This is a genomic window from Marinobacter profundi, from assembly GCF_002744715.1.
Taxonomy (GTDB): Bacteria; Pseudomonadota; Gammaproteobacteria; order Pseudomonadales; family Oleiphilaceae; genus Marinobacter; species Marinobacter profundi.
In genome coordinates, this window is record NZ_KZ319367.1 from 180,292 (window position 1) to 202,033 (window position 21,742).

The 21,742-nt window shown below is 61.2% G+C and carries 19 protein-coding genes and 1 tRNA gene; 15 read left to right on the forward strand and 5 right to left on the reverse strand.

Features of this window, described 5'->3' with window-relative positions; all coding sequences use genetic code 11:
• Positions 1 to 8 precede the first annotated feature (8 nt).
• The 7 genes from CLH61_RS00770 (at position 9) to CLH61_RS00800 (ending at position 8,941) form a co-directional block, all read left to right on the forward strand.
• Positions 9 to 1,427, forward strand: a complete 1,419-nt coding sequence (locus tag CLH61_RS00770) for an MBOAT family O-acyltransferase (protein ID WP_099612803.1) — start codon at positions 9 to 11, stop codon at positions 1,425 to 1,427.
• Between the two features lie 11 nt (positions 1,428 to 1,438).
• On the forward strand, positions 1,439 to 2,590 hold the full coding sequence (locus CLH61_RS00775; protein ID WP_099612804.1) for an alginate O-acetyltransferase: 1,152 nt from the start codon (positions 1,439 to 1,441) through the stop codon (positions 2,588 to 2,590).
• A gap of 10 nt (positions 2,591 to 2,600) precedes the next feature.
• Entirely contained in the window at positions 2,601 to 3,257 is a 657-nt protein-coding gene (locus CLH61_RS00780) for an alginate O-acetyltransferase AlgF (RefSeq protein WP_099612805.1), read from the forward strand.
• A 43-nt stretch (positions 3,258 to 3,300) separates the two neighbouring features.
• On the forward strand, positions 3,301 to 4,764 hold the full coding sequence (locus CLH61_RS00785) for an alginate O-acetyltransferase AlgX-related protein (protein WP_099613209.1): 1,464 nt from the start codon (positions 3,301 to 3,303) through the stop codon (positions 4,762 to 4,764).
• A 34-nt stretch (positions 4,765 to 4,798) separates the two neighbouring features.
• Positions 4,799 to 5,989: an alginate lyase family protein gene (locus CLH61_RS00790; RefSeq protein ID WP_170003547.1), complete on the forward strand. Its 1,191-nt coding sequence runs from the start codon at positions 4,799 to 4,801 to the stop codon at positions 5,987 to 5,989.
• An 87-nt stretch (positions 5,990 to 6,076) separates the two neighbouring features.
• Entirely contained in the window at positions 6,077 to 7,534 is a 1,458-nt protein-coding gene (locus tag CLH61_RS00795; RefSeq protein WP_099612807.1) for a mannose-1-phosphate guanylyltransferase/mannose-6-phosphate isomerase, read from the forward strand.
• A gap of 45 nt (positions 7,535 to 7,579) precedes the next feature.
• Entirely contained in the window at positions 7,580 to 8,941 is a 1,362-nt protein-coding gene (locus CLH61_RS00800) for a phosphohexomutase domain-containing protein (RefSeq protein WP_099612808.1), read from the forward strand.
• A gap of 16 nt (positions 8,942 to 8,957) precedes the next feature.
• Here the strand turns inward: CLH61_RS00800 and CLH61_RS00805 are convergent, their stop codons facing one another.
• A complete protein-coding gene (locus CLH61_RS00805; protein WP_099612809.1) occupies positions 8,958 to 9,605 on the reverse strand; it encodes an MBL fold metallo-hydrolase in 648 nt (215 codons plus the stop codon).
• 218 nt (positions 9,606 to 9,823) lie between these two features.
• On the opposite strand from CLH61_RS00805, the gene CLH61_RS00810 reads away from it, so the two are divergent.
• From CLH61_RS00810 to CLH61_RS00820, 3 genes are all read left to right on the forward strand, one after another.
• Positions 9,824 to 10,981 (forward strand): TAXI family TRAP transporter solute-binding subunit, encoded by a 1,158-nt coding sequence (locus tag CLH61_RS00810; protein WP_099612810.1) that lies wholly within the window; start codon positions 9,824 to 9,826, stop codon positions 10,979 to 10,981.
• Between the two features lie 91 nt (positions 10,982 to 11,072).
• The gene (locus CLH61_RS00815; protein ID WP_099612811.1) at positions 11,073 to 13,073 is read left to right on the forward strand and encodes a TRAP transporter permease; all 2,001 of its coding nucleotides are present in this window, start codon (positions 11,073 to 11,075) and stop codon (positions 13,071 to 13,073) included.
• 199 nt (positions 13,074 to 13,272) lie between these two features.
• Entirely contained in the window at positions 13,273 to 13,584 is a 312-nt protein-coding gene (locus tag CLH61_RS00820) for a monooxygenase (RefSeq protein ID WP_099612812.1), read from the forward strand.
• Here the strand turns inward: CLH61_RS00820 and CLH61_RS00825 are convergent.
• Positions 13,571 to 14,503: a LysR substrate-binding domain-containing protein gene (locus CLH61_RS00825; RefSeq protein WP_099612813.1), complete on the reverse strand. Its 933-nt coding sequence runs from the start codon at positions 14,501 to 14,503 to the stop codon at positions 13,571 to 13,573. The genes CLH61_RS00820 and CLH61_RS00825 overlap by 14 nt on opposite strands.
• Before the next feature lie 106 nt (positions 14,504 to 14,609).
• Between CLH61_RS00825 and ycaC the strand changes: the two genes are divergently transcribed.
• Positions 14,610 to 15,230 (forward strand): isochorismate family cysteine hydrolase YcaC, encoded by a 621-nt coding sequence (gene ycaC / locus CLH61_RS00830; RefSeq protein ID WP_099612814.1) that lies wholly within the window; start codon positions 14,610 to 14,612, stop codon positions 15,228 to 15,230.
• A gap of 75 nt (positions 15,231 to 15,305) precedes the next feature.
• On the opposite strand, the gene CLH61_RS00835 is transcribed toward ycaC, so the two are convergent.
• Positions 15,306 to 15,797 (reverse strand): Lrp/AsnC family transcriptional regulator, encoded by a 492-nt coding sequence (locus CLH61_RS00835; RefSeq protein WP_099612815.1) that lies wholly within the window; start codon positions 15,795 to 15,797, stop codon positions 15,306 to 15,308.
• A 136-nt stretch (positions 15,798 to 15,933) separates the two neighbouring features.
• Between CLH61_RS00835 and CLH61_RS00840 the strand changes: the two genes are divergently transcribed.
• A complete protein-coding gene (locus CLH61_RS00840; protein WP_099612816.1) occupies positions 15,934 to 16,569 on the forward strand; it encodes a LysE family translocator in 636 nt (211 codons plus the stop codon).
• A 258-nt stretch (positions 16,570 to 16,827) separates the two neighbouring features.
• The gene (locus CLH61_RS00845) at positions 16,828 to 17,340 is read left to right on the forward strand and encodes a PEP-CTERM sorting domain-containing protein (protein WP_099612817.1); all 513 of its coding nucleotides are present in this window, start codon (positions 16,828 to 16,830) and stop codon (positions 17,338 to 17,340) included.
• 10 nt (positions 17,341 to 17,350) lie between these two features.
• On the opposite strand, the gene CLH61_RS00850 is transcribed toward CLH61_RS00845, so the two are convergent.
• A tRNA-Arg gene (locus CLH61_RS00850) sits at positions 17,351 to 17,427 on the reverse strand.
• A gap of 90 nt (positions 17,428 to 17,517) precedes the next feature.
• Between CLH61_RS00850 and CLH61_RS00855 the strand changes: the two genes are divergently transcribed.
• Both CLH61_RS00855 and CLH61_RS00860 read left to right on the forward strand, forming a co-directional pair.
• Positions 17,518 to 18,231, forward strand: a complete 714-nt coding sequence (locus tag CLH61_RS00855) for a TIGR04283 family arsenosugar biosynthesis glycosyltransferase (RefSeq protein ID WP_099612818.1) — start codon at positions 17,518 to 17,520, stop codon at positions 18,229 to 18,231.
• A complete protein-coding gene (locus CLH61_RS00860; protein ID WP_099612819.1) occupies positions 18,203 to 18,856 on the forward strand; it encodes a TIGR04282 family arsenosugar biosynthesis glycosyltransferase in 654 nt (217 codons plus the stop codon). Before CLH61_RS00855 ends, CLH61_RS00860 begins: the two co-directional genes overlap by 29 nt.
• Before the next feature lie 17 nt (positions 18,857 to 18,873).
• On the opposite strand, the gene CLH61_RS00865 is transcribed toward CLH61_RS00860, so the two are convergent.
• The gene (locus tag CLH61_RS00865) at positions 18,874 to 21,717 is read right to left on the reverse strand and encodes an insulinase family protein (protein WP_099612820.1); all 2,844 of its coding nucleotides are present in this window, start codon (positions 21,715 to 21,717) and stop codon (positions 18,874 to 18,876) included.
• Positions 21,718 to 21,742 lie beyond the last annotated feature (25 nt).

A 21,742-nucleotide genomic window follows, 5' to 3' on the forward strand; every position in this document is an offset into this window, starting at 1 on the left:
GAGATATCATGGTTTTCTCGTCCAACATATTCCTGTTTCTGTTCTTGCCGGCGTTTCTGGGGCTGTACTACCTGACGCCGTTCCGGCACCGGTCCTGGGTCATCCTGATCGGCAGCTATGCGTTCTATGCCTGGTGGCGGGTGGACTTCGTGCTGCTGTTCTTCGCCGTCACCCTGTGGAATTACCTGATCGGCCTGGGTATCCATCGCGCCGGTACCGGAACAGCACTGGCCCGTAAATGGGTTGCTGTGGGGGTCGCTGGTGACCTGGCAACCCTGGGGTACTTCAAGTACGCCAACTTCGGGGTCGATAGCCTGAACAGCCTGCTGGTCTCCGCGGGCAGTCAGCCGCTGGAACTGGCCCACATCATCCTGCCCATCGGGATCTCGTTCTATATCTTCCAGGCGATTTCCTATGTGGTCGATGTCTATCGCGGTGACACTGAGCCGACTCGCCGGTTTGTAGATTTCGCCGCGTTCATTGCACTGTTCCCCCAGCTGATTGCCGGCCCGGTGCTGCGCTACAAGGACCTGGCGGACCAGTTTGCCTACCGTACCCATACCATGGAGAAGTTCGGGGAGGGCGCCGTCCGGTTCATGCAGGGCTTTGTCAAAAAAGTCTTCATAGCCGACTCGATTGCGCCTCTGGCGGACAACGCCTTTGCCCTGGCTGATCCGACCACCGCCGACGCCTGGCTGGGGGCGCTGGCTTACACCGCCCAACTGTATTTCGACTTCTCCGGATACTCGGACATGGCCATTGGTCTGGGCCTGATGATGGGCTTCCGGTTCAACGAAAACTTCAACCAGCCTTATGTCAGCCAGAGTATTACCGAGTTCTGGCGGCGCTGGCACATCAGCCTGTCGTCGTGGTTGCGTGACTATCTCTATGTGCCACTGGGTGGCAACCGCAAGGGCACTTTCAAAACCTACCGTAATCTGATGCTCACCATGTTGTTAGGTGGTCTCTGGCATGGTGCCAACTGGACCTTCCTGCTGTGGGGCGCCTGGCACGGCGGGATACTGGCCATTGAACGCTGGCTCGGGGTGTCGGCCAATCCGCAGGGCTTTCGGGTACTGCGCTGGGCCCTGACGCTGCTGTTGGTGGTGATCGGCTGGGTCACTTTCCGGGCCAGCAGTATTGGCGAGGCGTTCGCGTTCTACCAGGCGATGTTCACCCTGGATGGCAGCGGGCTGAGTGCGGCTTATCTGCAGGGCATCCGTGACCTGAACATTGCCATCCTGGTGCTGGCCTATGGCGTCATTGCGGCGATGGGCCTGCGGGACCGTCTCCATCAGCAGGGTATCCGGGTGACCGGGCCCGGCTGGCGGTCGGTAGCGGCCCCGTTGCTGGTGCCGGTATTTGCCCTGGCGGTGCTGAAGCTCTCTGCCGAAAGCTTCTCACCCTTCCTTTACTTCCAGTTCTGAGGGGAACCGCAATGACTGCGACTTCTGCACGACTGACCGCTTACCTGTTCATTGTGATGGTGATCGGGCTTGGGCTGCTGTCCCTGAAGCCACTTACCGAGTACGAGGCCTCCGGGGAGCTGGACGCCCTGACCGGGGAGTGGGCACGCAAACTGGAGTCCCATTACGATGAGCGCTTCCCGGTGCGGGACCTGGGCACTAACCTTTGGGCGGCTATCAACTTTGTGCTGTTCAGGGAAGGCCGGCCCGGCGTTATTGTGGGCCAGCATGGCTGGCTGTTCAGCTCTGAAGAGTTCTATCCCGAGGCCGCCGAGCCCGGTCTGGTGGACACCAATCTGGAGCGGGTGAAGGTCATCAGCCAGCACCTGCGCCGCCAGGGCATTCCTCTGGTCGTCCTGGTGGTGCCGGCAAAGGCCCGCATCTATGAGGACAAGCTTGCCGGGGAGCAGCCTGCCAGGGAAATGGCGTCACTGTACAACCGCCTGCTGGCCACCCTCGACATTGCCGGTGTGCCGGCCCCCGCACTGGCGGATGAGCTGGATGAAGCTGCCGCCGAGGGCACCCAGGTGTTCCTGCGCACCGATACCCACTGGTCTCCGGTGGGGGCAGACTTGTTTGCCCGCCAGGCGGCCACCCACATCCGTGATGTGTTTGACGACCAGCCCTGGGGCGAGCAGACCTTCTTCACCACCCAGGAAGAACCCATTCGTCACCGTGGCGACCTGCTCAATTACATTCCGGTTGACCCGCTGTTCAGCGGGCTTGGCCCGGCTCCGGACATGTTCTCACCGCGAACCACCGCAGCCGGTAACAGCACGTCAGATGCCAGCGAGTCGCTGTTTGGCGAGGCCGACACCGGCACTGTGCTGGTGGGTACCAGTTACAGCGCCAACCCGTTGTGGGACTTCCCCGGTGCTCTGCGCAAGTACCTTGGCCGGGACCTGATCAATGTGGCCGAAGAGGGCAAGGGCCCGATCGTGCCGATGGTGGAGTACCTGCAGTCTTCCGACTTCCGCGATCACCCGCCCGAGCTGGTGATCTGGGAATTCCCTGAACGTTACCTGGCCCGGCCGGTGGAATCGGAGCAGGTCACTGCCTGGTTCCGCCAGGCGGGCGCGCTGTACGCCCAGCGGCCCGGTATCGAATCCGCAACCAACCCGTGAGGAAAGCACCATGCAAACACCAATCCGTAACCGTCTTGTTTTTCTGTTCAGTCTGCTTCTGCTGCTGCCGGTGGCGGCGGCCCAGGCCGGCGAGGAAGCCTTGTACGCCGCAGAGGCCCCGGATGGCGCCGCCTTTATCCGTATCATCAACGCCAACACCGGCGGCGGGATTGCCGAGGGGCGCATAGGTGGCAAGGCAATCAAGGACGTCGAGCCGCTCGAGGCGAGTGCCTATATCTATCTTCCGGAAGGCAGTTATGAGCTGTCGGTGGGCGGCAAGAGCGAGGCCGTAACCATGGCCAGTAACCGCTTCTATACCGCAGTTGTCACCGGGACCGGCGAGCTGAAAGTGCTCGAAGACGCCGACTTTGATAACCCCCGCAAGGCCCTGGTGTCGTTCTACAACCTGACCGACTCCGCAACCGTCACCCTCAAAACGGCGGACGGCAAGGTGGCCGTGACCGATCCGGTGGCGCCGATGCAGATGGCCAATCGCGAGATCAATGCCGTCAAGGTGGCCATGGGTGCCTTCAGCAAGGACCAGGCGCTGGCCAAAACCAGCGAGGTTAACCTGCAGCGCGGCAAAGTGTTCAGCTTCTTCGCCATTGAAGTGGGTGGGCAGCCGCGCCTGGTCGTCGCCGAGAACCGTGTTGATACCTCGGCCTGAGGTCAACCTTTACCAGTGAGGTAACAGAATCCCGATGAACGTCATGGAGAAGGTCTCAGTGAATTACCTCGGCAGACGCTCAGAGTGGGGTGCAGGGCTCCGGAAGCTGCAACTTCGGAGCCTGGCATTGCTGGCAACCCTGGCATGGAACAGCCAGGCCACTGCCGCGGAGCCGCCCAGATACGACGTACAGAACTGTTGCGACCTGTGCCCGTTTGCGGCCGATGCGGCCAGTTATGACACCAGTTATCTGAAGAACTTCCTGATGCTGGTGCAGGGTGAAGATGGCTGGCTGTTCCGCTCGGACGCGGAGCTGCCGCAGCAGTTTGGCCCCAGCCCGGAAGGCATGCGCCAGTTTGAGCGCTTTGCTCGCCATCTGAAGCAAACCACCGGTACCGAAATGGTGCTGGTCTACCAGCCCACCAAGGGCCTGGTGCATCCGGACAAGATACCGGATACCTCGCCGGTGCCGTTCTCCTGGTCTTTCGCCCGCGCCAATTATGTGGCCACCCTGGACCGGTTCCGCAGCGCGGGGCTGGTGGTGCCGGACCTGACCCCGCTGCTGCAGGAGGAGGACCGCGAGGACGCTTTCTATTTCAAACGCGATCACCACTGGACGCCTTACGGTGCCCGTCGCACTGCGAAACTGGTCGCCGACCGCATCCGGCAGATGCCGGTGTTCAGCGAACTGGAGCAGCAGGAATTTGTCACCAGCCGCACCGGGCTGATGCGCAAGGATGGCTCGCTGCAGGATGCGGCCCGCAGGATCTGCGGTTTTGCCTATCCCTCCCAGTACGTGGATGAGTTCCGGACCGAGGCGGTGGGCGGTGGCTCCGCCAGTGAGGCAGGCGCCCTGTTTGGTGACGAGAGCATGCCGCCGATCACCCTGGTGGGTACCAGTAACAGTATGGGGGCCCAGGACTACAACTTTGCCGGTGCGCTGCAGGAATTTCTCGGTGTCGAGGTGCTCAACGCGGCAGTGGCCGGGGGAAGCTACGACGGATCCATGTTCGAGTACCTGATGTCGGACAACTTCCGCCAGTCACCACCGCGCATCCTGATCTGGGAGGTTCCGGCCTATCACAACCTGGACAGCAATGAGTTTTATCGCCAGGTCCGGCCGATGGTGAACGGCGGCTGTGAAGCCTCGGACGTGGTGCTGGAAAAGACCGCACCGGTGAAGGCGGGTATTACCGAAGTGCTCTACAACGGCGGCGGCCAGTTCCACGAACTGCCAAGCGGTCGCTACGTGGTGGACCTGCAGTTCAGTGATCCCGGGGTCAAGGAGGTAGACGCGCTCATCTGGTACGTGTTCGGCCGCAAGGACCGGGTTGACCTGGAATACGGCTCGCGGGTGGAAACCACCGGACGCTTCATGTTCGAACTGCAGGACGGCGAGGGCTGGCGGGACGAACTGTTCATGTCCCTCGACCTGGAACTCAAACCCGAACAGGTCAGTGACGGCCTCACGGTCACCACCAGGCTGTGCAAGCGCCAGGATATCTGACCCCATGCCATATCCAGCCAAAGGAGACGATGCCATGCCAAGCCGAAGAGTTTCTGACGGCCTGCCGGCACGCCGCTGGCTCGCGACCGCCACCCTGGCCGCGAGTGTAGGGGTATCCGGAGTCTATGCCAGCGAGTGCCAGGTCGGCGCGCTACAGGCGCCGGCCGGTTACTACCAGATTCCGGAGCTGCGCAAGAATGCCGGGGATTACGACTGTGACACGGTCGCGCCCCATGTGGGCTCACTGTCGTTCACCAGCAAGTACGAGGGCAGTGACAGTGCCCGTAACGAGCTGAATGAAGAGGCGCTGGCCGCCTATAAAGAGGCCTCCGAGAAGATCCGCACCTTTGAGAAAACCGTGGTGGCGGCGGCCGACGACTACCAGGTGGATGGAGACGGAGCCGCCGCCCGGGATTGCGTGATGGACAACCTCGACCAATGGGCCTCGGCCGGCGCACTGCTTCATGAGGAGGTCAATCATGTGGGTGAGGCGGTCCGCAAGTGGGCGCTGGCAGCTTCGGCCAATGCCTATTTGCGGGTCAAGTCGGCGGCGCCCGAGGGTTCCCTGGACCCGGAGCAGAGCGAACGGATTGAAGCCTGGTTCCGGCAACTTGTGGACGGTGTCCGCAACTATTACACCGACCGGCCCCTCCGTAAGGTCAACAACCACGATTACTGGGCCGCCTTCGCGGTGATCTCGGCAGCAGTCGCCACCGGTGACTGTGATGACTGGGGCTGGGCGCTGGCCAAGTTCGATGAAGCCATGGGGCAGATCACCGAAGAGGGTTACCTGCCCAAGGAGCTCAGCCGCGAAGACCGGGCGCTGGAGTATCTCAATTACGCCATGCAGCCGCTGACACTGATTGCCGTGTTCGCCGAGGTGAACGGTGAGTCGGTGTACGAGCGCTATCGGGAGAAATTCCGCAAGCTCACCGGGAATGTGGTGGCTGGCCTTGAGTCGCCCGGGCGCATCGCCGCGGTGACCGGTTACGAACAGATTACCGATGGACTCTACACCGCTTGGGGCCTGGCCTGGATGGAACCCTGGCAGAAGACCTGGGGGCCCATGGCGGGCATGCCGGAGTTTCTTGAGAAACACCGGCCCATGAAGTCCACCCGGCTGGGTGGCGATATTTCCTACTTGTACCGGATTGATCCGACCTGGTCGGTGGGCACTCAGCCATTGCCACCGGGGGACATCCAGTTACGGGATTTTTCAGGGTAAGGGGCGTCTGGTCGGTCCAGACCAACCCTGCAGGAAAACGTCTGCGGAATAGTCCGCGGCGTTCAATCAGAGAAAAGGAGCAGGACGATGATTCCAGTCATACTTTCAGGTGGAAATGGATCCCGGCTTTGGCCGCTGTCCCGGAAGGCCTATCCCAAACAGTTTTTGCCGCTGGTCGGAGACCAGAGCATGCTGCAGCAAACCCTGGCGAGGCTGCCCATTGACGGAGTTGAGGCTCCGGTGGTGGTGGCCAACGACGAGCATCGATTTATCGTCAAGGAACAGCTCGATGCCATCGGCAGCGAACCGCTGGCGATTGTACTGGAGCCCTTCGGCCGCAATACCGCACCGGCGGTTGCTATGGCCGCCATCGAGGTCGCCCGCAAGGACCCGAAAGCCATCATGCTGGTGTTACCGGCGGATCATGCCATTGACGACACCGATGCCTTCCGCAGTGCAGTGCTACGGGCCGAGGAAGTAGCCAGAAGCGGTGGCCTGGTGCTGTTCGGCATCACCCCGGACCGCCCGGAAACCGGCTACGGCTACATTGCTGCCCGTAGCCAGGACGCCGCGCCCGGTGCTGCCCGTCCGGTTCGCCAGTTCATTGAAAAACCGGATGCGGCGACCGCGGTGCGCTTGCTGGAGGAAGGCGGTTATTACTGGAACAGCGGCATGTTCATGTTCCGTGCCGATGCCTACCTGCAGGAACTGCAGAAACACCACCGGGATATCTACGACACCTGCATGCTGGCCTCCCGATCCCTGACCCGGGATATGGAGTTCAGCCGGATTCCGGCCGAAATCTTTGCCCACTGCCCGGACGAGTCCATCGACTATGCGGTCATGGAGAAAACCCGCAACGCGTTACTGGTGCCGATGGACGCGGGCTGGAGCGATGTGGGGTCGTGGTCTGCCATCTGGGAGACACGGCAGAAGGATGAGCGTGCCAATGCGGTGGTAGGGGATGTTTGCCTGGAAGACAGCCAGGGCTGCCTGGTGCATGCCGGTGACAAGCTCGTCGCCATGCTGGGCGTACAGGACCTGGTGGTGGTCGATACCAAGGACGCCCTCATGGTGGCGCACCGTGACCGGGTACAGGACGTCAAGAAGCTGGTCAATCTGCTCAACGACAAGCATCGTTCCGAGGCCATCAACCACCGCGAAGTGTTCCGGCCCTGGGGCAGTTACGACAGCATCGACATGGGTAACCGCTTCCAGGTCAAGCGGATCAGTGTCAAACCCGGTGAGCGACTGTCGCTGCAGAAACACCATCACCGCGCCGAGCACTGGATTGTGGTCAAGGGGACCGCGGAGGTTACCCGGGACCATGAGACCTTCCTGCTTTCGGAGAACGAGTCCACCTATATCCCCATCGGTGCGGTTCACCGGCTGACCAACCCCGGCAAGATTCCGCTGGAACTGATCGAAGTGCAGTCGGGTGCCTATCTTGGCGAGGACGACATCGAGCGGCTGGAAGACCGCTATGGTCGCACTGACGCCGCAACCACCGAGGAGCTGATACCGGTAGTGTCAGAGCCGGTTTAAGTTGGGACGGAACACCCCGAGCACGGAAACTGCAAGGAGACTGCAATGGATCTTTCATGTTTTAAAGCTTATGACCTGCGAGGCCGGGTGCCGGACCAGCTTGATCCGGAACTCGCCAACCTGATTGGTCGCGCCTATGTGGACGTGACCGGAGCGAAGAATGTGGTGGTGGGCTACGACATCCGGCTGTCTAGCCCGGACATTGCCGAGGCACTCCGTGCCGGGCTGATTGCTGCCGGTGCCGATGTGTTCGATATCGGGCTGTGTGGTACGGAGCAGGTGTATTTTGCCACCAGCCACTACGGCATGGACGGTGGCATCATGGTGACCGCAAGTCACAACCCGAAAGACCACAACGGCATGAAACTGGTGGGCCCGGAGTCCCGGCCGATCAGCTCCGACACCGGTCTCAATGCGATCCGGGACCGGGTGCGTGAGCCCTTCCAGGATGCGCCGGTGTTAGGGCGGGTCAAGCACCTGGCGGTGGCGCAGGACTATGTCCAGCACTTGCTGGGGTACATCGATGCTGCCGCACTCAGGCCGATGAAACTGGTCGTCAATGCCGGTAATGGTGGCGCCGGGGCGGTGATTGATGCCCTCGAGCCACATTTGCCGTTCGAGTTTGTAAGGTTGCACCATCAGCCGGATGGCGAGTTCCCCAATGGTGTGCCCAACCCGCTGCTGGAGGAAAACCGTGCGGTAACGGCGCAGGCGGTAGTTCGGGAGCAGGCAGCCATGGGGATTGCCTGGGATGGTGACTACGACCGCTGCTTCTTCTTCGACGAAACCGGCCGCTTTATCGAAGGCTACTATATTGTTGGCCTGCTGGCGGACCAGTTCCTCCGTAAGGCCGGTGGCGGCAAGGTCATCCACGATCCGCGGCTGACCTGGAATACCCTCGACCTGGTGCGCCAGGCGGGTGGTGAACCGGTGGAGAGTAAAACCGGTCACGCTTTCATTAAGCAGCGGATGCGGGACGAGGATGCCATCTATGGTGGTGAAATGAGCGCCCACCACTACTTCCGGGATTTTGCCTACTGTGACAGTGGCATGATTCCCTGGCTGTTGGTGGCGGAGCGGCTTTGCCAGTCCGGCCAGACCCTGTCCTCACTGATCGACGCCCGTATCGATGCCTATCCGGCCAGCGGTGAAATCAACCGCACCATTGACCGGCCTGCTGCGGTGATCGAGGCTATCGAGCATCTCTACCGCAACAAAGCGGAGCGCATCAGCTATGTCGATGGTCTCAGCATGGAGTTCTCCCGCTGGCGCTTCAACCTGCGGATGTCCAATACCGAACCGGTTGTCCGGCTCAATGTTGAGGCCCGCGGTGATGTGGAGCTGATGCGGGAGAAAACCGCCGAGCTGCTGGCCCAGATGGAGCGGCTGAACACCCTGGCGGCCTGAGTGTGGCGGCGGGGGCTCAGCCCCACTGGCCGCCGACGAACGGATTGCTGGCCCGCTCCTGGCCAAAGGTGGACATCGGTCCATGGCCGGGGATGAAACGGATGTCATCCCCGAGCGGGAACAGCTTTTCCCGGATGGAGCGGATCAGGGTGGCGTGGTCGCCCTTGGGGAAGTCGGTACGGCCGATGGAGCCGTGGAACAACACGTCTCCGACCAGGGCGATTGCGGCTTCCGGCTGGTAGAACACGACGTGGCCGGGGGTGTGGCCGGGGCAGTGGATAACCTGCAGTTCCACCTTGCCCACGGTTACCCGGTCACCATCCTCCAGCCAGCGGTCTGGCGTAAAGATTTCCGCTTTCGGGAAGCCGAACATCTGGCTCTGCTGGGGCAGGCCCTGAATCCAGAAGTTGTCCTCTTGCTGGGGGCCCTCAATGGTCAGGTTAAGGTCCTCCGCCAGTGCGGCGGTACCGCCGGCGTGATCGATGTGGGCATGCGTAAGCAGGATCTTCTCAACCGTCACACCTTCTTCGGCGATCACCGCCTTGATGCGCTCCAGATCCCCGCCCGGATCCACCACCGCCGCCTTGCGGGTTTCGTCACACCAGATCAGCGTGCAGTTCTGCTGGAACGGCGTGACCGGAATAATGCGGTACTTCATCATCATTGTTGCCCAAATCCTGAATAAGACATGAGGGGACAGAACGTAGGCCAGTCCCCGATGTTGGAGGTTACTGCGGGAAACCAGCCCATGACAAGAAAAGCTGCAATTCCGAATCAATGGTTTGTTGACACATCATTCTTTCACTCGCTAAATTGGTATTGCGAAGACAGAACATGATTTCGCCTGGCGAAATTACAATTACAAGCAAGAAGGATAAAGTCATGTTTGCACTTAAAAGATCCCTGGTGGCGATGGCTATCGCCGCCGCTCCGGCAATCACTTTGGCGGCGGACAAAGTGGAATTGCCCAATACCCTGGCCATGACGGCTTATGGCACCGGCTCGGCCGGTTACAGCCAGATGGTGGCGATTGGCAACCTCTTGCAGAACGAATACGGCACCTCGGTGCGTATCCTGCCCGGTGAAAACGATGTTTCGCGGATGACGCCGCTGAAAACCAATCGGGTACCGCTCTGCGCCTGCGGTATCGCCAGCTATTACGGCTCCGAGGGCGTACTGATGTTCGCCGGCCCGGACTGGGGGCCGCAACCCATTCGCGTCATCACTACCTCCATCGCCAGCTTTGGGCTCGGCATCGCCATCGCCGGTGATGTGGATGTGAAGACCCCATACGACCTGAAGGGCAAGCGGGTGTCCTGGATTCGCGGCGACGATGCGCTCAACCTGGGCACCGAGGCATTTCTGGCGTTTGGTGACCTGACCTGGGATGACGTTGAGAAAGTGGAATTCCCGGGCTATGGCCGGGCGTTCGACGGCATTGTCGCGGATCAGGCCGATGTCGCCTTCACCATGAGTGTGGCGCCGCCTGCCCAGCAACTGGCCGCCAGCCCGCGGGGCCTGGTGTGGCCCGAGCTGGATCCGGGCGATAGTGAAGGCTGGGCGAGACTGCAAGCGGTGGCACCGTATTTCCAGCCCCACAAGGTGACCTCCGCCGCCGGCGATTACAGCAAGGACAACCCCTGGCAGGGTGCCAGCTACCCGTACCCGATCCTGGTGGCGAACGCCGATTCCGATCCGAAACTGGCCAGCAGCCTGATCCGGGTGTTCACCGAAGACTACGACAAGTACAAGGACGCCGCGCCGGGTAACGCCGGTTACAGTCTGAGCCAGCAGAACATGCAGTGGGTCATTCCCTTCCACGATGCAGTGGTGGACTACTACAAGGAAATCGGCCACTGGACCGATGAAATGCAGGCGCATCAGGACATGCTGGTCGAGCGCCAGCGCATCCTGATGGACACCTGGAAGCAGTACACCGGCAGCAACCCGCCGAAAGACGAGGACGCCTTCCGTAGCGGATGGATGGAAGCCCGGGCCAAGGCCCTGGAAGCGGCCGGTATGAATCCGGTGTTCCGTTGATCTGCTGATTCGCCTGTCACGGGGAGCTGCCCTGCGGCGCTCCCCGTGTGCTCCTGCCCAGTCCTGTCCCGAATTCGGAGTCCAGTAACCCATGAATGACCGCAAGGATACTTCCAGTCCGCCGGAGAATGTCTCCGGTATCCGCCAACTCAGCGGATTCTGGCTTTGGGTGCCACGTATTGCCACCGTTGTGTTGACCCTCTTCACCATCGATTACCTGTTCAACCTCCAGCTCATCAATTTCATCACCAAGGTCGAAAGCCAGTTTTTCTACACCCTGGTGGCGTTGATGTTGCCGCTGGTCTATGTGCTGTGGCCGATGAACCGGCACGCGGCCCGGGACCGGGTGCCTTGGTACGACGTCATCCTGTTCCTGGCGACGGCCGGGGTATGCGGCTTTTTTGTGTACAACGCTGAGCAGATTCTTGACCGGGGCTGGGAGTATGCCGCGCCGGATTACGCCATCGTGGTGAGCTTCCTGTTCTGGGCCACCGTGGTGGAAGCGGTGCGCCGTGCCGGGGGCCTGCCCATTGCGGTGATCGTGGCCATTGCCAGTATCTACCCGATCTTTGCCGACCTGGTGCCGGGTCCCATTCAGGGCTTCCCGTCCTCCCCGGACCAGACGGCGATCTACCACGCCATGAGCCGGGAAAGTGTGATGGGCATTCCGCTGCAGGCGTTCGCCAATCTGGTGGTTGGCTTCCTGCTGTTTGGTGTGGCGTTGCAGCAAACCGGTGGCGGCAAGTTCTTCATCAACCTGGCGTTTGCCTTGCTGGGCCATGTGCGCGGCGGGCCGGCCAAGGTGGCGGTGTTCTCCAGTGGCCTGATGGGATCCATGAGCGGCAGTGTGATTACCAACGTACTCACCACGGGTGTGCTCTCCATACCGGCCATGCGCCGGGTTGGCTTCAGTAAGTCCCACGCCGCCGGGGTCGAAGCCTGTGCGTCCACCGGGGGCGTGCTGATGCCGCCGGTAATGGGGGCGACCGCGTTTGTCATGGCCGCCTTCCTCAATATCCCCTATGGCACCATTGCGCTGGCGGCAGTCGTGCCATCATTTCTGTATTTCCTTGGGTTGTTCATCCAGATTGACGCCTATGCGGCCCGTCATGACCTGAAAGGCCTGCCGGCGAGCGAACTGCCCTCCCTGAAGCAGACCCTCAAGGAAGGCTGGTACTTCATCTTTGTGTTTGGTTTACTGATCTGGCTGCTGTTCTTCCTGCGTCAGGAAGCGACCGCACCCTTTTACGCCACCGCGTTGCTGCTGGTGATCAACCAGATCCTGCCGTATCAGCGTTGGGGCTGGCAGCAGGTGAAGGATTTCTTCTCCAGCTCCGGCAAGCTGTTTGCCGAACTGATTGCCATCCTGACCGGGGTGGGGCTTCTGGTCGGCGCGCTGTCGGTTACCGGATTGTCGGGAACCATCGCCAACGACCTCATCTACCTCGCCGGTGGCAACACGCTGGTGCTGCTGATGATGGGTGCCCTGACCAGCTTCATCCTCGGAATTGGCATGACGGTGACCGCGGCCTACATCTTCCTGGCGGTGGCGCTGGCGCCGGCCCTGATCACTGGTGGCGGCATGGATCCGCTGGCGGTGCACCTGTTTATCCTGTACTGGGGCATGCTGAGTTTCATCACCCCGCCGGTTGCGCTGGGCGCCTTCGCGGCCTCGACCATCGCCGGTTCCCGACCCATGGAAACCGGGCTGCAGGCGATGCGGCTGGGCAGCGTGATCTACTTCATTCCATTCCTCTTCGTACTCAATCCGGCACTGATTTTCCAGGGCACCTGGAGTGAGGTCACCATCGTGATTGGTCAGGCGCTGCTGGGCGTACTGTTGATTGCCGGTGCCATGCAGGGCTACCTGCTGGGCATTGGTGACCTGTCCGCCAGCCGCCTGCTGCAGTGGCCAATCCGCCTGGCCCTCATTTTCGGGGGGCTTCTCCTGGCCATCCCGGGCGGCGGGCCGGTGCCGCTGTCCAATATCGAGCTGAGTATGATCAGCGCCATGCTGATCATCCCTGCAGTGGTCGCGGCGAAGCTGGCGCTTCGCCGCCGGCACCGACGACTGGCAACGGCAATGACCTGACGGATGGGGACAGACTTGTGATGCAAGGGGACAGACCTCGGGTCTGTCCCCGGGACTCGAACAGTCCCCAAGGTAAAGCCTGGAAGAGCAGGGCAGGCCTCCGGTCTGTCCTGCTCTGCTATGATACGGACCTCTGCCCCGGATCAGCTGCGGGCCCGCGGCAACCGCCGCGATTATTCCATCCAGACAGGAGACTGCCATGAAAACCCTGCTACAGGTCGATTTCCCATACACCGGCCCCTTCGGGGACGAGATGACCACCGCCATGAAAGAACTGGCCGAATCCATCGCACAGGAGCCGGGTTTCATCTGGAAAGTCTGGACCGAAAACCCGGACACTCAGGAAGCCGGCGGCATTTACCTTTTCGAGGATGAAGCAAGCGCCCGCGCCTACCTGGAAAAACATACCGCGAGGCTGATGGGTTTTGGCATACCGCACGTCAATGGCAAGGTATTCGGCGTGAATGAGGCACTGTCGGCGATTGATAACGGGCCGGTCAGTCTTTCCTGACAGGCGGATCCGGCAGGATAAAATCTACGTCGTCCATTGCGTCGGCAAGAAAGTCCAGCAGGGTTCGGACTGCGGGCACCAGGCCTCGCCGGGACGGAAACACCGCATGTAGGATGCCGCCCCTTGGTTGCCAGCCGGGAATCACGTTTACCAACCGGCCCTCTACCAGATCGCGGCCGGCAACAATCAAAGGCATGCGGACTACATCCAATCCGGCGATAGCGGCCTCACGCAAGGTGAAAACATCGTCAGTCACCAGGCGGGGGTCGTGACGCACCCGGGCGGAATCTCCATCCGGACCGTCCAGCCACCAGATATGCTGCCCATCCGCCGGTTCGAAATCGAGGCTGGGCATCGTGGCCAGTTCTGCCGGGTCATTCGGATGCGGGTACTGCCTCATGAAGTCCGGGGATGCCATCAGGCACTGTGGACTCTGGCATAGCACCTTCATCGTCAGGCCGCTGTCCTCCAAGGGTGGAAACCGGACTCTCAGTGCCAGGTCAAAGCCCTCCCGGATGACATCCACGCGTCGGCTTGTCGCGTCGATCTCGACTTTAACCTGAGGGTATCGTTCCATGAACTGGACCAGCAGTTTCCCGACATGAAAATAGATTAGGCCGGGCGGGCAACTCAAACGAACCACGCCTCTTGGCTCGGCCCTGGAGCGGTCTATAACTTCTTGGGCGGCTTCAGCCTCCACCAGCATTGCAACACAGTGACGGTAGTACTCCTGGCCTAACTCCGTGACGGTAAATCGCCGGGTTGAGCGGTTGATCAGGCGGGTATCCAGACGATCTTCCAGAATCGCAATCCGACGGCTCAGTTTGGACTTTGGTACACCCATTGCCCGACCCGCCGGGGCAAATCCGCTGTGGTCAACCACTTGGACGAAGTAATAGAGATCGTTCAGGTCCTGCATTAAAAATTGTCCTGTTTATAGAACGGTGAGTATAAATTTTGCCGCCTACACGTGTCACAGCTTTTTTCCTAAGCTAGTTGGACAATCAACCACAGGGAGAAAGAACATGTCATTCAACTACAATCGACTGGATAAAGACGATGTTGTGCTGCTGATGGTGGACCACCAATCCGGGCTGCTGTCCCTGGTTCGTGACTTTAGCCCGGATGATTTCAGGAACAATGTGTTGGCCCTGGCCGATATCGCCAAATTCTTCGATATCCCGTCGATCCTGACCACCAGTTTCGAGGATGGCCCCAACGGGCCTATGGTGCCGGAGCTGAAGGAGATGTTTCCTGACGCGCCTTATTTTGCCCGCCCGGGTCAGATTAACTGCTGGGATAATGAGGACTTTGTCAAAGCCGTAAAAGCCACCGGCAAAAAGCAGATACTGATCGCGGGTGTGGTCACAGATGTCTGTGTTGCTTTCCCGACACTGTCTGCCCTGGCGGAGGGGTATGAAGTATTTGTGGTTACCGACGCCTCAGGCACGTTCAACCTGACCACGCGGGATGCGGCCTGGAGTCGAATGGAACAGGCCGGAGCCCAACTGATGAACTGGTTCAGTGTAGGTTGTGAGCTGCACCGTGACTGGCGCAACGATATTGAAGGGTTTGGCGGCATCCTGGCCAAGCATCTGCCTCAATACGCCAATCTGATCCAAAGCTACACCGCCCAGAAGGGATAAACGCACACGGCCAGGTCCCTGCTCCCATGGAGGGCGAGCAGGGAAGCTTTGCAACCGCCAATCACTGAGCTGCGGTTATGGTCGCGGCCGCGGCAGATGCATCAAGGGCAGGGCGGAGGGTGGCTTGACGGTGGAGATGGCAAAGTTGCTGCGAATGTCGCTGACACCGGGGAGTTTCAGCAACGTCTTCTGCAAGAAAGCTTCATAGCCGGCGAGATCCGGCACGGTAACCTGTAGCAGAAAATCTGACTCGCCAGAGACCAGATGGCAGGAGATCACCTCGGGCAGGTTCACCACGGCTTCCCGGAAGGCCTGGTCGACTTTGTCATCATGCCGTTCGACCTTGATTCCGACGAAAACCGTCATCTCCAGCCCAACGCCGGCCCGATCCAACTCGGCGTGATACCCCCGAATGATCCCCGCCTGTTCGAGAAGACGTACCCTGCGCAGGCAGGGCGAGGGCGAGAGCCCGACCTCTTCTGCAAGTTCCACATTACTGAGGCGCCCGTCCCGCTGAAGGGCTGCCAGAATTCGTCGGTCGAGATTGTCGAGTTTCTTGTTTGGCATTAGTTATCACTTTTGGCGACTCAGAGTGAAAGAATATACCAAGTTTCTCTGAAATCCATGGTGATTACGCAATCCTGATAATTGTCGATTGCCTTACGCTAGTTACCGGGATGTCTGAGCGTAAGGTGGCGGAGTCATGAACAATCTTGAGGTGTACCTGGGCACCCTGGCCATCGCGTACATGGTGCCCGGGCCGGACCTGGTGCTGGTGCTCCAGGTATCCAGTTCCCTGGGGCGAGCCCAGGCAATGGCCGTGGCGGTCGGGTTAGCGTTGGCGAGAGGGGCCCATGTGGCCCTGGCGGCCGCGGGGCTTGCTGCGGTTCTTGCCACCTCGGTGCTGGCATTCGACCTGGTCCGGTGGATCGGGGTGGCTTACCTGATCTGGCTGGGGCTCCGGATCGCCCGTTCCCCCTCCTGGATTCCGGGTACCGAACCCGCGGCTGGTGGGGCCCCGAGCTGGTCCTATCGCCAGTCCTTTATGCGGGGATTCGTCACCAACATCAGCAACCCGAAGGCACTGCTGTTCTGTTCAGTCCTGTTACCCCAGTTCATACTCCTCGACGCCGGGCCCGTCGGTGTTCAGTTCCTGGTATTAGGCCTGATACTGGTCGCGATGGGATTCATCTTCGACGCGGTCTACGGAGCCCTGGGCCTGGCGCTCGGGCGGTGGATGCGGGGTCATCCCGCAGTTCAGGTCGCCCAACGGTTGTTGTTCGCTTCGGTTCTGATCGGGTTCGGCATTCGCCTGGCCTTGATGTCGCGGCTAGCGTGATCGGTTGCCCGGGTTTGGGGTTGCGAGTGCGGTTGCGGGTGTCCTTGGCAGCGTCATCGGCGGTTCCCCCTGGGGTAGCGTCAGCGGCTTTGATAATCAGGTGTACTGTCAGGATATTTTACACTTGTGTGAGGCCTGGCCCTGCCGGTTCCCCGCAACCTCAGCAATACGGGCCATGGTTCGATAATTGCTTGGTTCCCCGTTGACGGATCATCGGCATACTGAGGGACGGACCGCGTGAAGAACCTTCTTATACTAATGCTTGCTTGTCTGGCGCCGGCTGCGAACGCCGCCTTGATTACCTACAGCTACGATCATCCCATCGCGAACCAGTATGAGAGTCACAATGCGACCGCGACAATCGAGGTGGATTCGGTGCTGCGTGGCCTGGTCTCTGTCCAGTTTACCAGTGCCCCCGTAACCTTCAGCTGGACCGGGCTGGTGCCGTTGATGTACGACCAACCGGTGTCGGATACCGGCGCTCTTTACGAGAATGGTTTCGAACCGTTCGTGGTGGACAATTTCGAGTTCTTCCTGTTTCTTGACCTGTTTTACCTGGAAGCCGGTGCGGATATTTTTGACCACCTGGACCTAACCGCGCCGTTTGAGGGCGCGTACGTTGCCAATCTGGACTCCGGAACGCATTACTCGCTGACCGGCCGTCTGGAGAAAGTACTGCCGGCCAAGGTGCCAGAGCCTTCCAGTTTGCTGCTGTTGCTTGCGGGCGTGTTGGGGATTGGGTGGTATCGCTTGGGGCGGGCGGGTAGCTGACAGGGGGCAATGGTGCCCCCGGCAGGACTCGAACCTGCTACCTTCCCCTTAGGAGGGGGACGCTCTATCCAGATGAGCTACGGGGGCATTGCGCTGTGAAGGCCGGTATAATAGCGGGCCCGGCGGCGTCTCTCAAGGCTCGCCTGATTTCACGTGTAATAGCTGCGGAGTTTATTGTTGTCTGAGCCCTGTCTGGTCAGTGTGATAATTCCGGTCTGGCGGGAGGCTGCCACCATTCAGGCCAGCCTGCAGGCCCTGACGCCACTGCGGGTGGCGGGGGTTGAGGTGCTGGTGGTGGATGCCGGCAGTGATGACGGCACCGTGCGGCTGGCAGAGCCCCTGTGCGATCGGGTGATTGTGTCCGGTCGGGGCCGGGCGGTGCAGATGAATGCCGGGGCCGGGGAGGCAAGGGGGGACATTCTGTTGTTTCTTCATGCGGACACCCGGCTGCCGTTCGCGGCCCTGGAGCATTTGCGGGATTTCGCCGTCAGTAATCGCCAATGGGGCCGGTTTGACGTCCGGCTCAGCGGTCATCGCCTTATCTATCGGGTGATTGCCTGGTTCATGAACCGGCGATCGCGGCTGACGGGTATTGCGACGGGGGATCAGGCGATGTTTGTCCGGCGTTCGGTCTTCGAAGCCTTGCAGGGTTTCCGGCCGATTGCCCTGATGGAGGATGTGGAGTTGTCGTCCCGGTTGCGCACCGCCTCGCCGCCCTATTGTATTGATGACCCGGTGGTTACCGACAGCCGCCGCTGGGAGCAGCAGGGTGCCTGGCGCACCATCTGGCTGATGTGGCGCCTGCGATGGCGCTATTGGCGGGGAGAATCCCCGGAATCTCTGGCAAAGGTGTACCGCGCAGATGTCCGACGTCCGACAAGCCAATCCTGATTGTGAGTTGGTGATCCAGTTCGCCAAGTGGCCGGAGGCGGGCAGGGTGAAAACCCGGCTGATGCCGTTGCTGGGGGCGGAAGGTGCGATGAATGCCCATCTGGAGCTGACCGCTCAGGTGCTGGACAACCTGGTTGCCAGTGGCCGGCAGGTGCAGTTCTGGTGGGACCGTGAGCGTCCCGAGGTGCCGGCTGAGGCCGCTCCGATTCTGTCGAAACTGCAGGATTACGGGGTCGGCCAGGGCGTTCAGCAGGGTGCGGATCTCGGGCTGCGGATGACGTCGGCACTGGCCGAGGGGCTGCAGCGCTATCCTCGCGCGATGATTGTCGGCAGTGATTGCCCGTCGGTGGATCCGGCTTATGTGGCGGCCGCCTTCCGGGCCCTGACAGACCATGATGTGGTTCTGGGGCCTTCAGACGATGGGGGGTACGTGCTAATCGGTGTGCGACGGGTGGTGCCTGGTATGCTGGAAGGGATTGCCTGGGGCACCCCCGAGGTGCTGGAGCGTACCTGCGAGCGGCTAGCGGGCTGCGGCCTCAGCGTTCACCTGCTGGAGCCGCGCTGGGATGTGGACGAGCCGGGCGACTGGCAGCGCTACCTGGCGCTGCTTCAGTCGCCGGCCTGAGTCCGGGGTCTGGCAGCTTAGCTACTGGATACCGTCTCGCGGCCAGTCAGCTGCCGCACGACCTCTTCATTGCCTTCGGCCTCACGGGAGGTGGTCACTTTCAGGGAGCGGTCCCGTTCCAGAACGCTGCGGCGGAAGGTGGCCAGCAGGTCCTTCGCACTCACCCGTTTTACCGCTTCGGCCAGTTTCTCACGGGATGAGAAGTCAGTCGCCGAGCGATCAATCTCCCTCCAGTAACGCCCGGAAATATCGCCCAGCCGGCGATCCTGTTCCAGCAGCTGGCTGATCACTGCCTGCTTTTCCCGGGTCAGCGCGGCATCGTCCAGGCTGCTCAGGGTCTTTTCAAACTGTTGGCTGAAGTCCCGTACGGCGGCGTCGATTTCGGCGGCGGAGGCGCCCGGTGACTGGACAATAAAGCCCAGCGCGGGGGTTTCCAGCATTTCGAAGGGTGTGGCGTACACGATGTAGCCCAGCTGCCGGCGGGTGCGGATTTCTTCGTAGAACGGGCTGCTGATGATCTGGCCAAGCAGGCGGTAGGCGGCACGTTCGGCAAAACCGGTATCGCGGCCCTGCATGTACAGGGAATATCCGGTGTCCGGGTGATCCACATCCAGCAGCACGTCGGTCTCGCCGGGCGGCAGTTCCCGCACTCCGCTGCGGGCAACTTCAACCCGCTCGCTGTTGCGCAACACCACGGCTTCGACCTGGCGGGCAATGTTCAGGGCAGAGGCCTCGGTCAGGTTGCCGTGGGCCAGCATGACCGGGTCCAGTTGCCGGGTAAACGCCTGGGCGAACGTGCGCAGCTCTTCCAGGGTGATGCTGCTGGCCGCCTTGAGCCGGGCATCGGTCTGCCAGGCGCCTTCAATCAGTGCGTTCTGGATGAACTCGGAGGTCTGTGCCACCGGCCGCTCGTGGGATTTGTTGCGCAGGCTGTCGATCAGGTTCTGGCGGGCAATGGCAAAGCGCTGCTCGGAAATGTCCGGGTTGGCGAGCTGGCCCAGGATACGGGTCATCAGGGTGTGCAGTTTGTCGCTGTAGCCGCCGACCCGGATGGTGATGCCCCGCAGGTGGGTGTACACCGAGTAGTCCAAGCCGGCCAGCTGGGCCGGGTACGCCCAGGCATTCAGGTTGGTGTTGACGGCATCCACCAGCAGCTGGGTCAGCACATTGTTGCGGGCGGAGGCCCGGGTTTCCGGGGAACGCAGGCTGACATAGACATTGGCCTTGGGGGTTCCGAAACGGGTGTCCCGGGCGTACCAGAGCGCCATGCCACCGTCTTCGCCCAGCCGTTCCGGCTGCGCCATGGTGCGGCCGGCTACCATCTCCAGGTCATCCGGGATGAACGGGTTTGGCTCCGGCAGGGCCAGTTGCGAGGTCAGCGGTGTGTCACCTTCGAGTGCCCGGGGATCCAGCGGTGTGACTTCAAAGGCCGCCTCATACCAGCGGGTCAACCGGGGCGTGGCCAGTTCGGGCTGGGGTACCAGCAGGGAGACCAGAACATTGTCTTCAGTCAGCCGGTCGAGAATCGCCTGATAGGCCTCCGGGCTGTAGCTTTCCATCATCCATGGGGACTGCAGCACGTCTTCGGGAGCCACATGCTGAAGCTGTCCGGAGAGCCGCATGACGTCATGGACCGGATCGGATTTTTCCCGGAAGCGGAAGTCAATCTGAGAGAGGCGGCGTGCTTCATCAAAGCGCTGCCGGGTGACGCCGGCTTCACGCACCAGGTTGATGTAATCAAAGGTGAGCTTGAGTATGTCCTGCTGGCGGTCCAGGCCCGCGGGGGTGAGGGCCATGCTGATTTCAAGGGTTGCCTGTTGGCCGTCATCCATGCCGCTGCCAGCGGACAGACTGTCGACCAAGCCGGCGCGCTTGAGCACGTCAAACAGGCTGCCCGGGCCTTCGTGGCCCAGCAGGTTGGCGACATAGCTGGCCGGTTTGTTGCGGTATTCGTCTCGCTGGGACGGGATCGGAAAGCTCAGGGTCAGGTTGCGGACATCCTTCAGCGCTTCGGCGGTCACCTTGGCGGGCAGCAGCTCCTCCGGATACAGCGGGGTCGAATAGTGGCGGGGCTGCAGCCCGCGATTCTCGATGGCGGCAAAGCGTCCGCGAACCATGGCTTCGAGCTGATCGAGGGATTGTGGACCGGTGACCGCGAGGGTCATCAGGTTGGCGGAATAGTGATTGCGCCAGAATCGGATCAGGTCAGGCCGCAGCGGGCGCTCCTCGGTGTTGGCGAGGGTGGCCAGGTTGCCCACCGCAAACTGGCTGAAACTGTGGTCCGGGTTGGCGATGGCTTTCTTGACCGAATAAAAGCGTCGGCCATCCTCTTTCTGCTTGGCGCTGTACTCGGAATGCACCGCCTGGCGTTCCCGGTCGACCAGGTCGGCGGTGAAGAGGGGGGCGGCAAACTGCTGGGCAAAACGGTCCAGCGCGGGCTCCAGGTAGTCGGCCTGGATGTCGAAAAAGTAGTTGGTGTCCTGGAACGCGGTAAAGGCATTGTGGCTGCCGCCATGGCTTTTGATGAACTGCTGGTATTCACCGGGGTCCGGGTATTTCTCGGTACCGAGGAACAGCATGTGCTCCAGGAAGTGGGCCAGGCCTTCCCGGTCAGCGGGATCATCGCCGCTACCCACCGCCACGTTCACCGACGCGGCGGCCCGGTCGGCTCCGGGGGAGGACACCAGCAGTACCCGCAGCCCGTTGTCGAGGGTCAGGTAACGGTAGTCATTGCTGTCGTTCGGACTTTTGACGGGGGACCCGGCGGCCAGCGTCAGGGTGCTGAAAACCAGAAGCCACAAAACGATCAGTGGCCTTACCAGCCAGGACGATCTGGCGGAGACAGGAGTGCCGGGTCGCATAGCGTGTCCTCGTATTGCCGTAGTG

Coding starts and splice junctions, on each gene's coding strand:
- CLH61_RS00800 (WP_099612808.1), top strand. CDS start 7,580: ATGGATCTTTCATGTTTTAAAGCTTATGACCTGCGAGGCCGGGTGCCG.
- CLH61_RS00820 (WP_099612812.1), top strand. CDS start 13,273: ATGAAAACCCTGCTACAGGTCGATTTCCCATACACCGGCCCCTTCGGG.
- CLH61_RS00795 (WP_099612807.1), top strand. CDS start 6,077: ATGATTCCAGTCATACTTTCAGGTGGAAATGGATCCCGGCTTTGGCCG.
- CLH61_RS00860 (WP_099612819.1), top strand. CDS start 18,203: ATGTCCGACGTCCGACAAGCCAATCCTGATTGTGAGTTGGTGATCCAG.
- CLH61_RS00845 (WP_099612817.1), top strand. CDS start 16,828: ATGCTTGCTTGTCTGGCGCCGGCTGCGAACGCCGCCTTGATTACCTAC.
- CLH61_RS00805 (WP_099612809.1), bottom strand. CDS start 9,605: ATGATGATGAAGTACCGCATTATTCCGGTCACGCCGTTCCAGCAGAAC.
- CLH61_RS00810 (WP_099612810.1), top strand. CDS start 9,824: ATGTTTGCACTTAAAAGATCCCTGGTGGCGATGGCTATCGCCGCCGCT.
- CLH61_RS00775 (WP_099612804.1), top strand. CDS start 1,439: ATGACTGCGACTTCTGCACGACTGACCGCTTACCTGTTCATTGTGATG.
- CLH61_RS00780 (WP_099612805.1), top strand. CDS start 2,601: ATGCAAACACCAATCCGTAACCGTCTTGTTTTTCTGTTCAGTCTGCTT.
- CLH61_RS00825 (WP_099612813.1), bottom strand. CDS start 14,503: ATGCAGGACCTGAACGATCTCTATTACTTCGTCCAAGTGGTTGACCAC.
- CLH61_RS00865 (WP_099612820.1), bottom strand. CDS start 21,717: ATGCGACCCGGCACTCCTGTCTCCGCCAGATCGTCCTGGCTGGTAAGG.
- CLH61_RS00790 (WP_170003547.1), top strand. CDS start 4,799: ATGCCAAGCCGAAGAGTTTCTGACGGCCTGCCGGCACGCCGCTGGCTC.
- CLH61_RS00840 (WP_099612816.1), top strand. CDS start 15,934: ATGAACAATCTTGAGGTGTACCTGGGCACCCTGGCCATCGCGTACATG.
- ycaC (WP_099612814.1), top strand. CDS start 14,610: ATGTCATTCAACTACAATCGACTGGATAAAGACGATGTTGTGCTGCTG.
- CLH61_RS00770 (WP_099612803.1), top strand. CDS start 9: ATGGTTTTCTCGTCCAACATATTCCTGTTTCTGTTCTTGCCGGCGTTT.
- CLH61_RS00835 (WP_099612815.1), bottom strand. CDS start 15,797: ATGCCAAACAAGAAACTCGACAATCTCGACCGACGAATTCTGGCAGCC.
- CLH61_RS00815 (WP_099612811.1), top strand. CDS start 11,073: ATGAATGACCGCAAGGATACTTCCAGTCCGCCGGAGAATGTCTCCGGT.
- CLH61_RS00785 (WP_099613209.1), top strand. CDS start 3,301: ATGGAGAAGGTCTCAGTGAATTACCTCGGCAGACGCTCAGAGTGGGGT.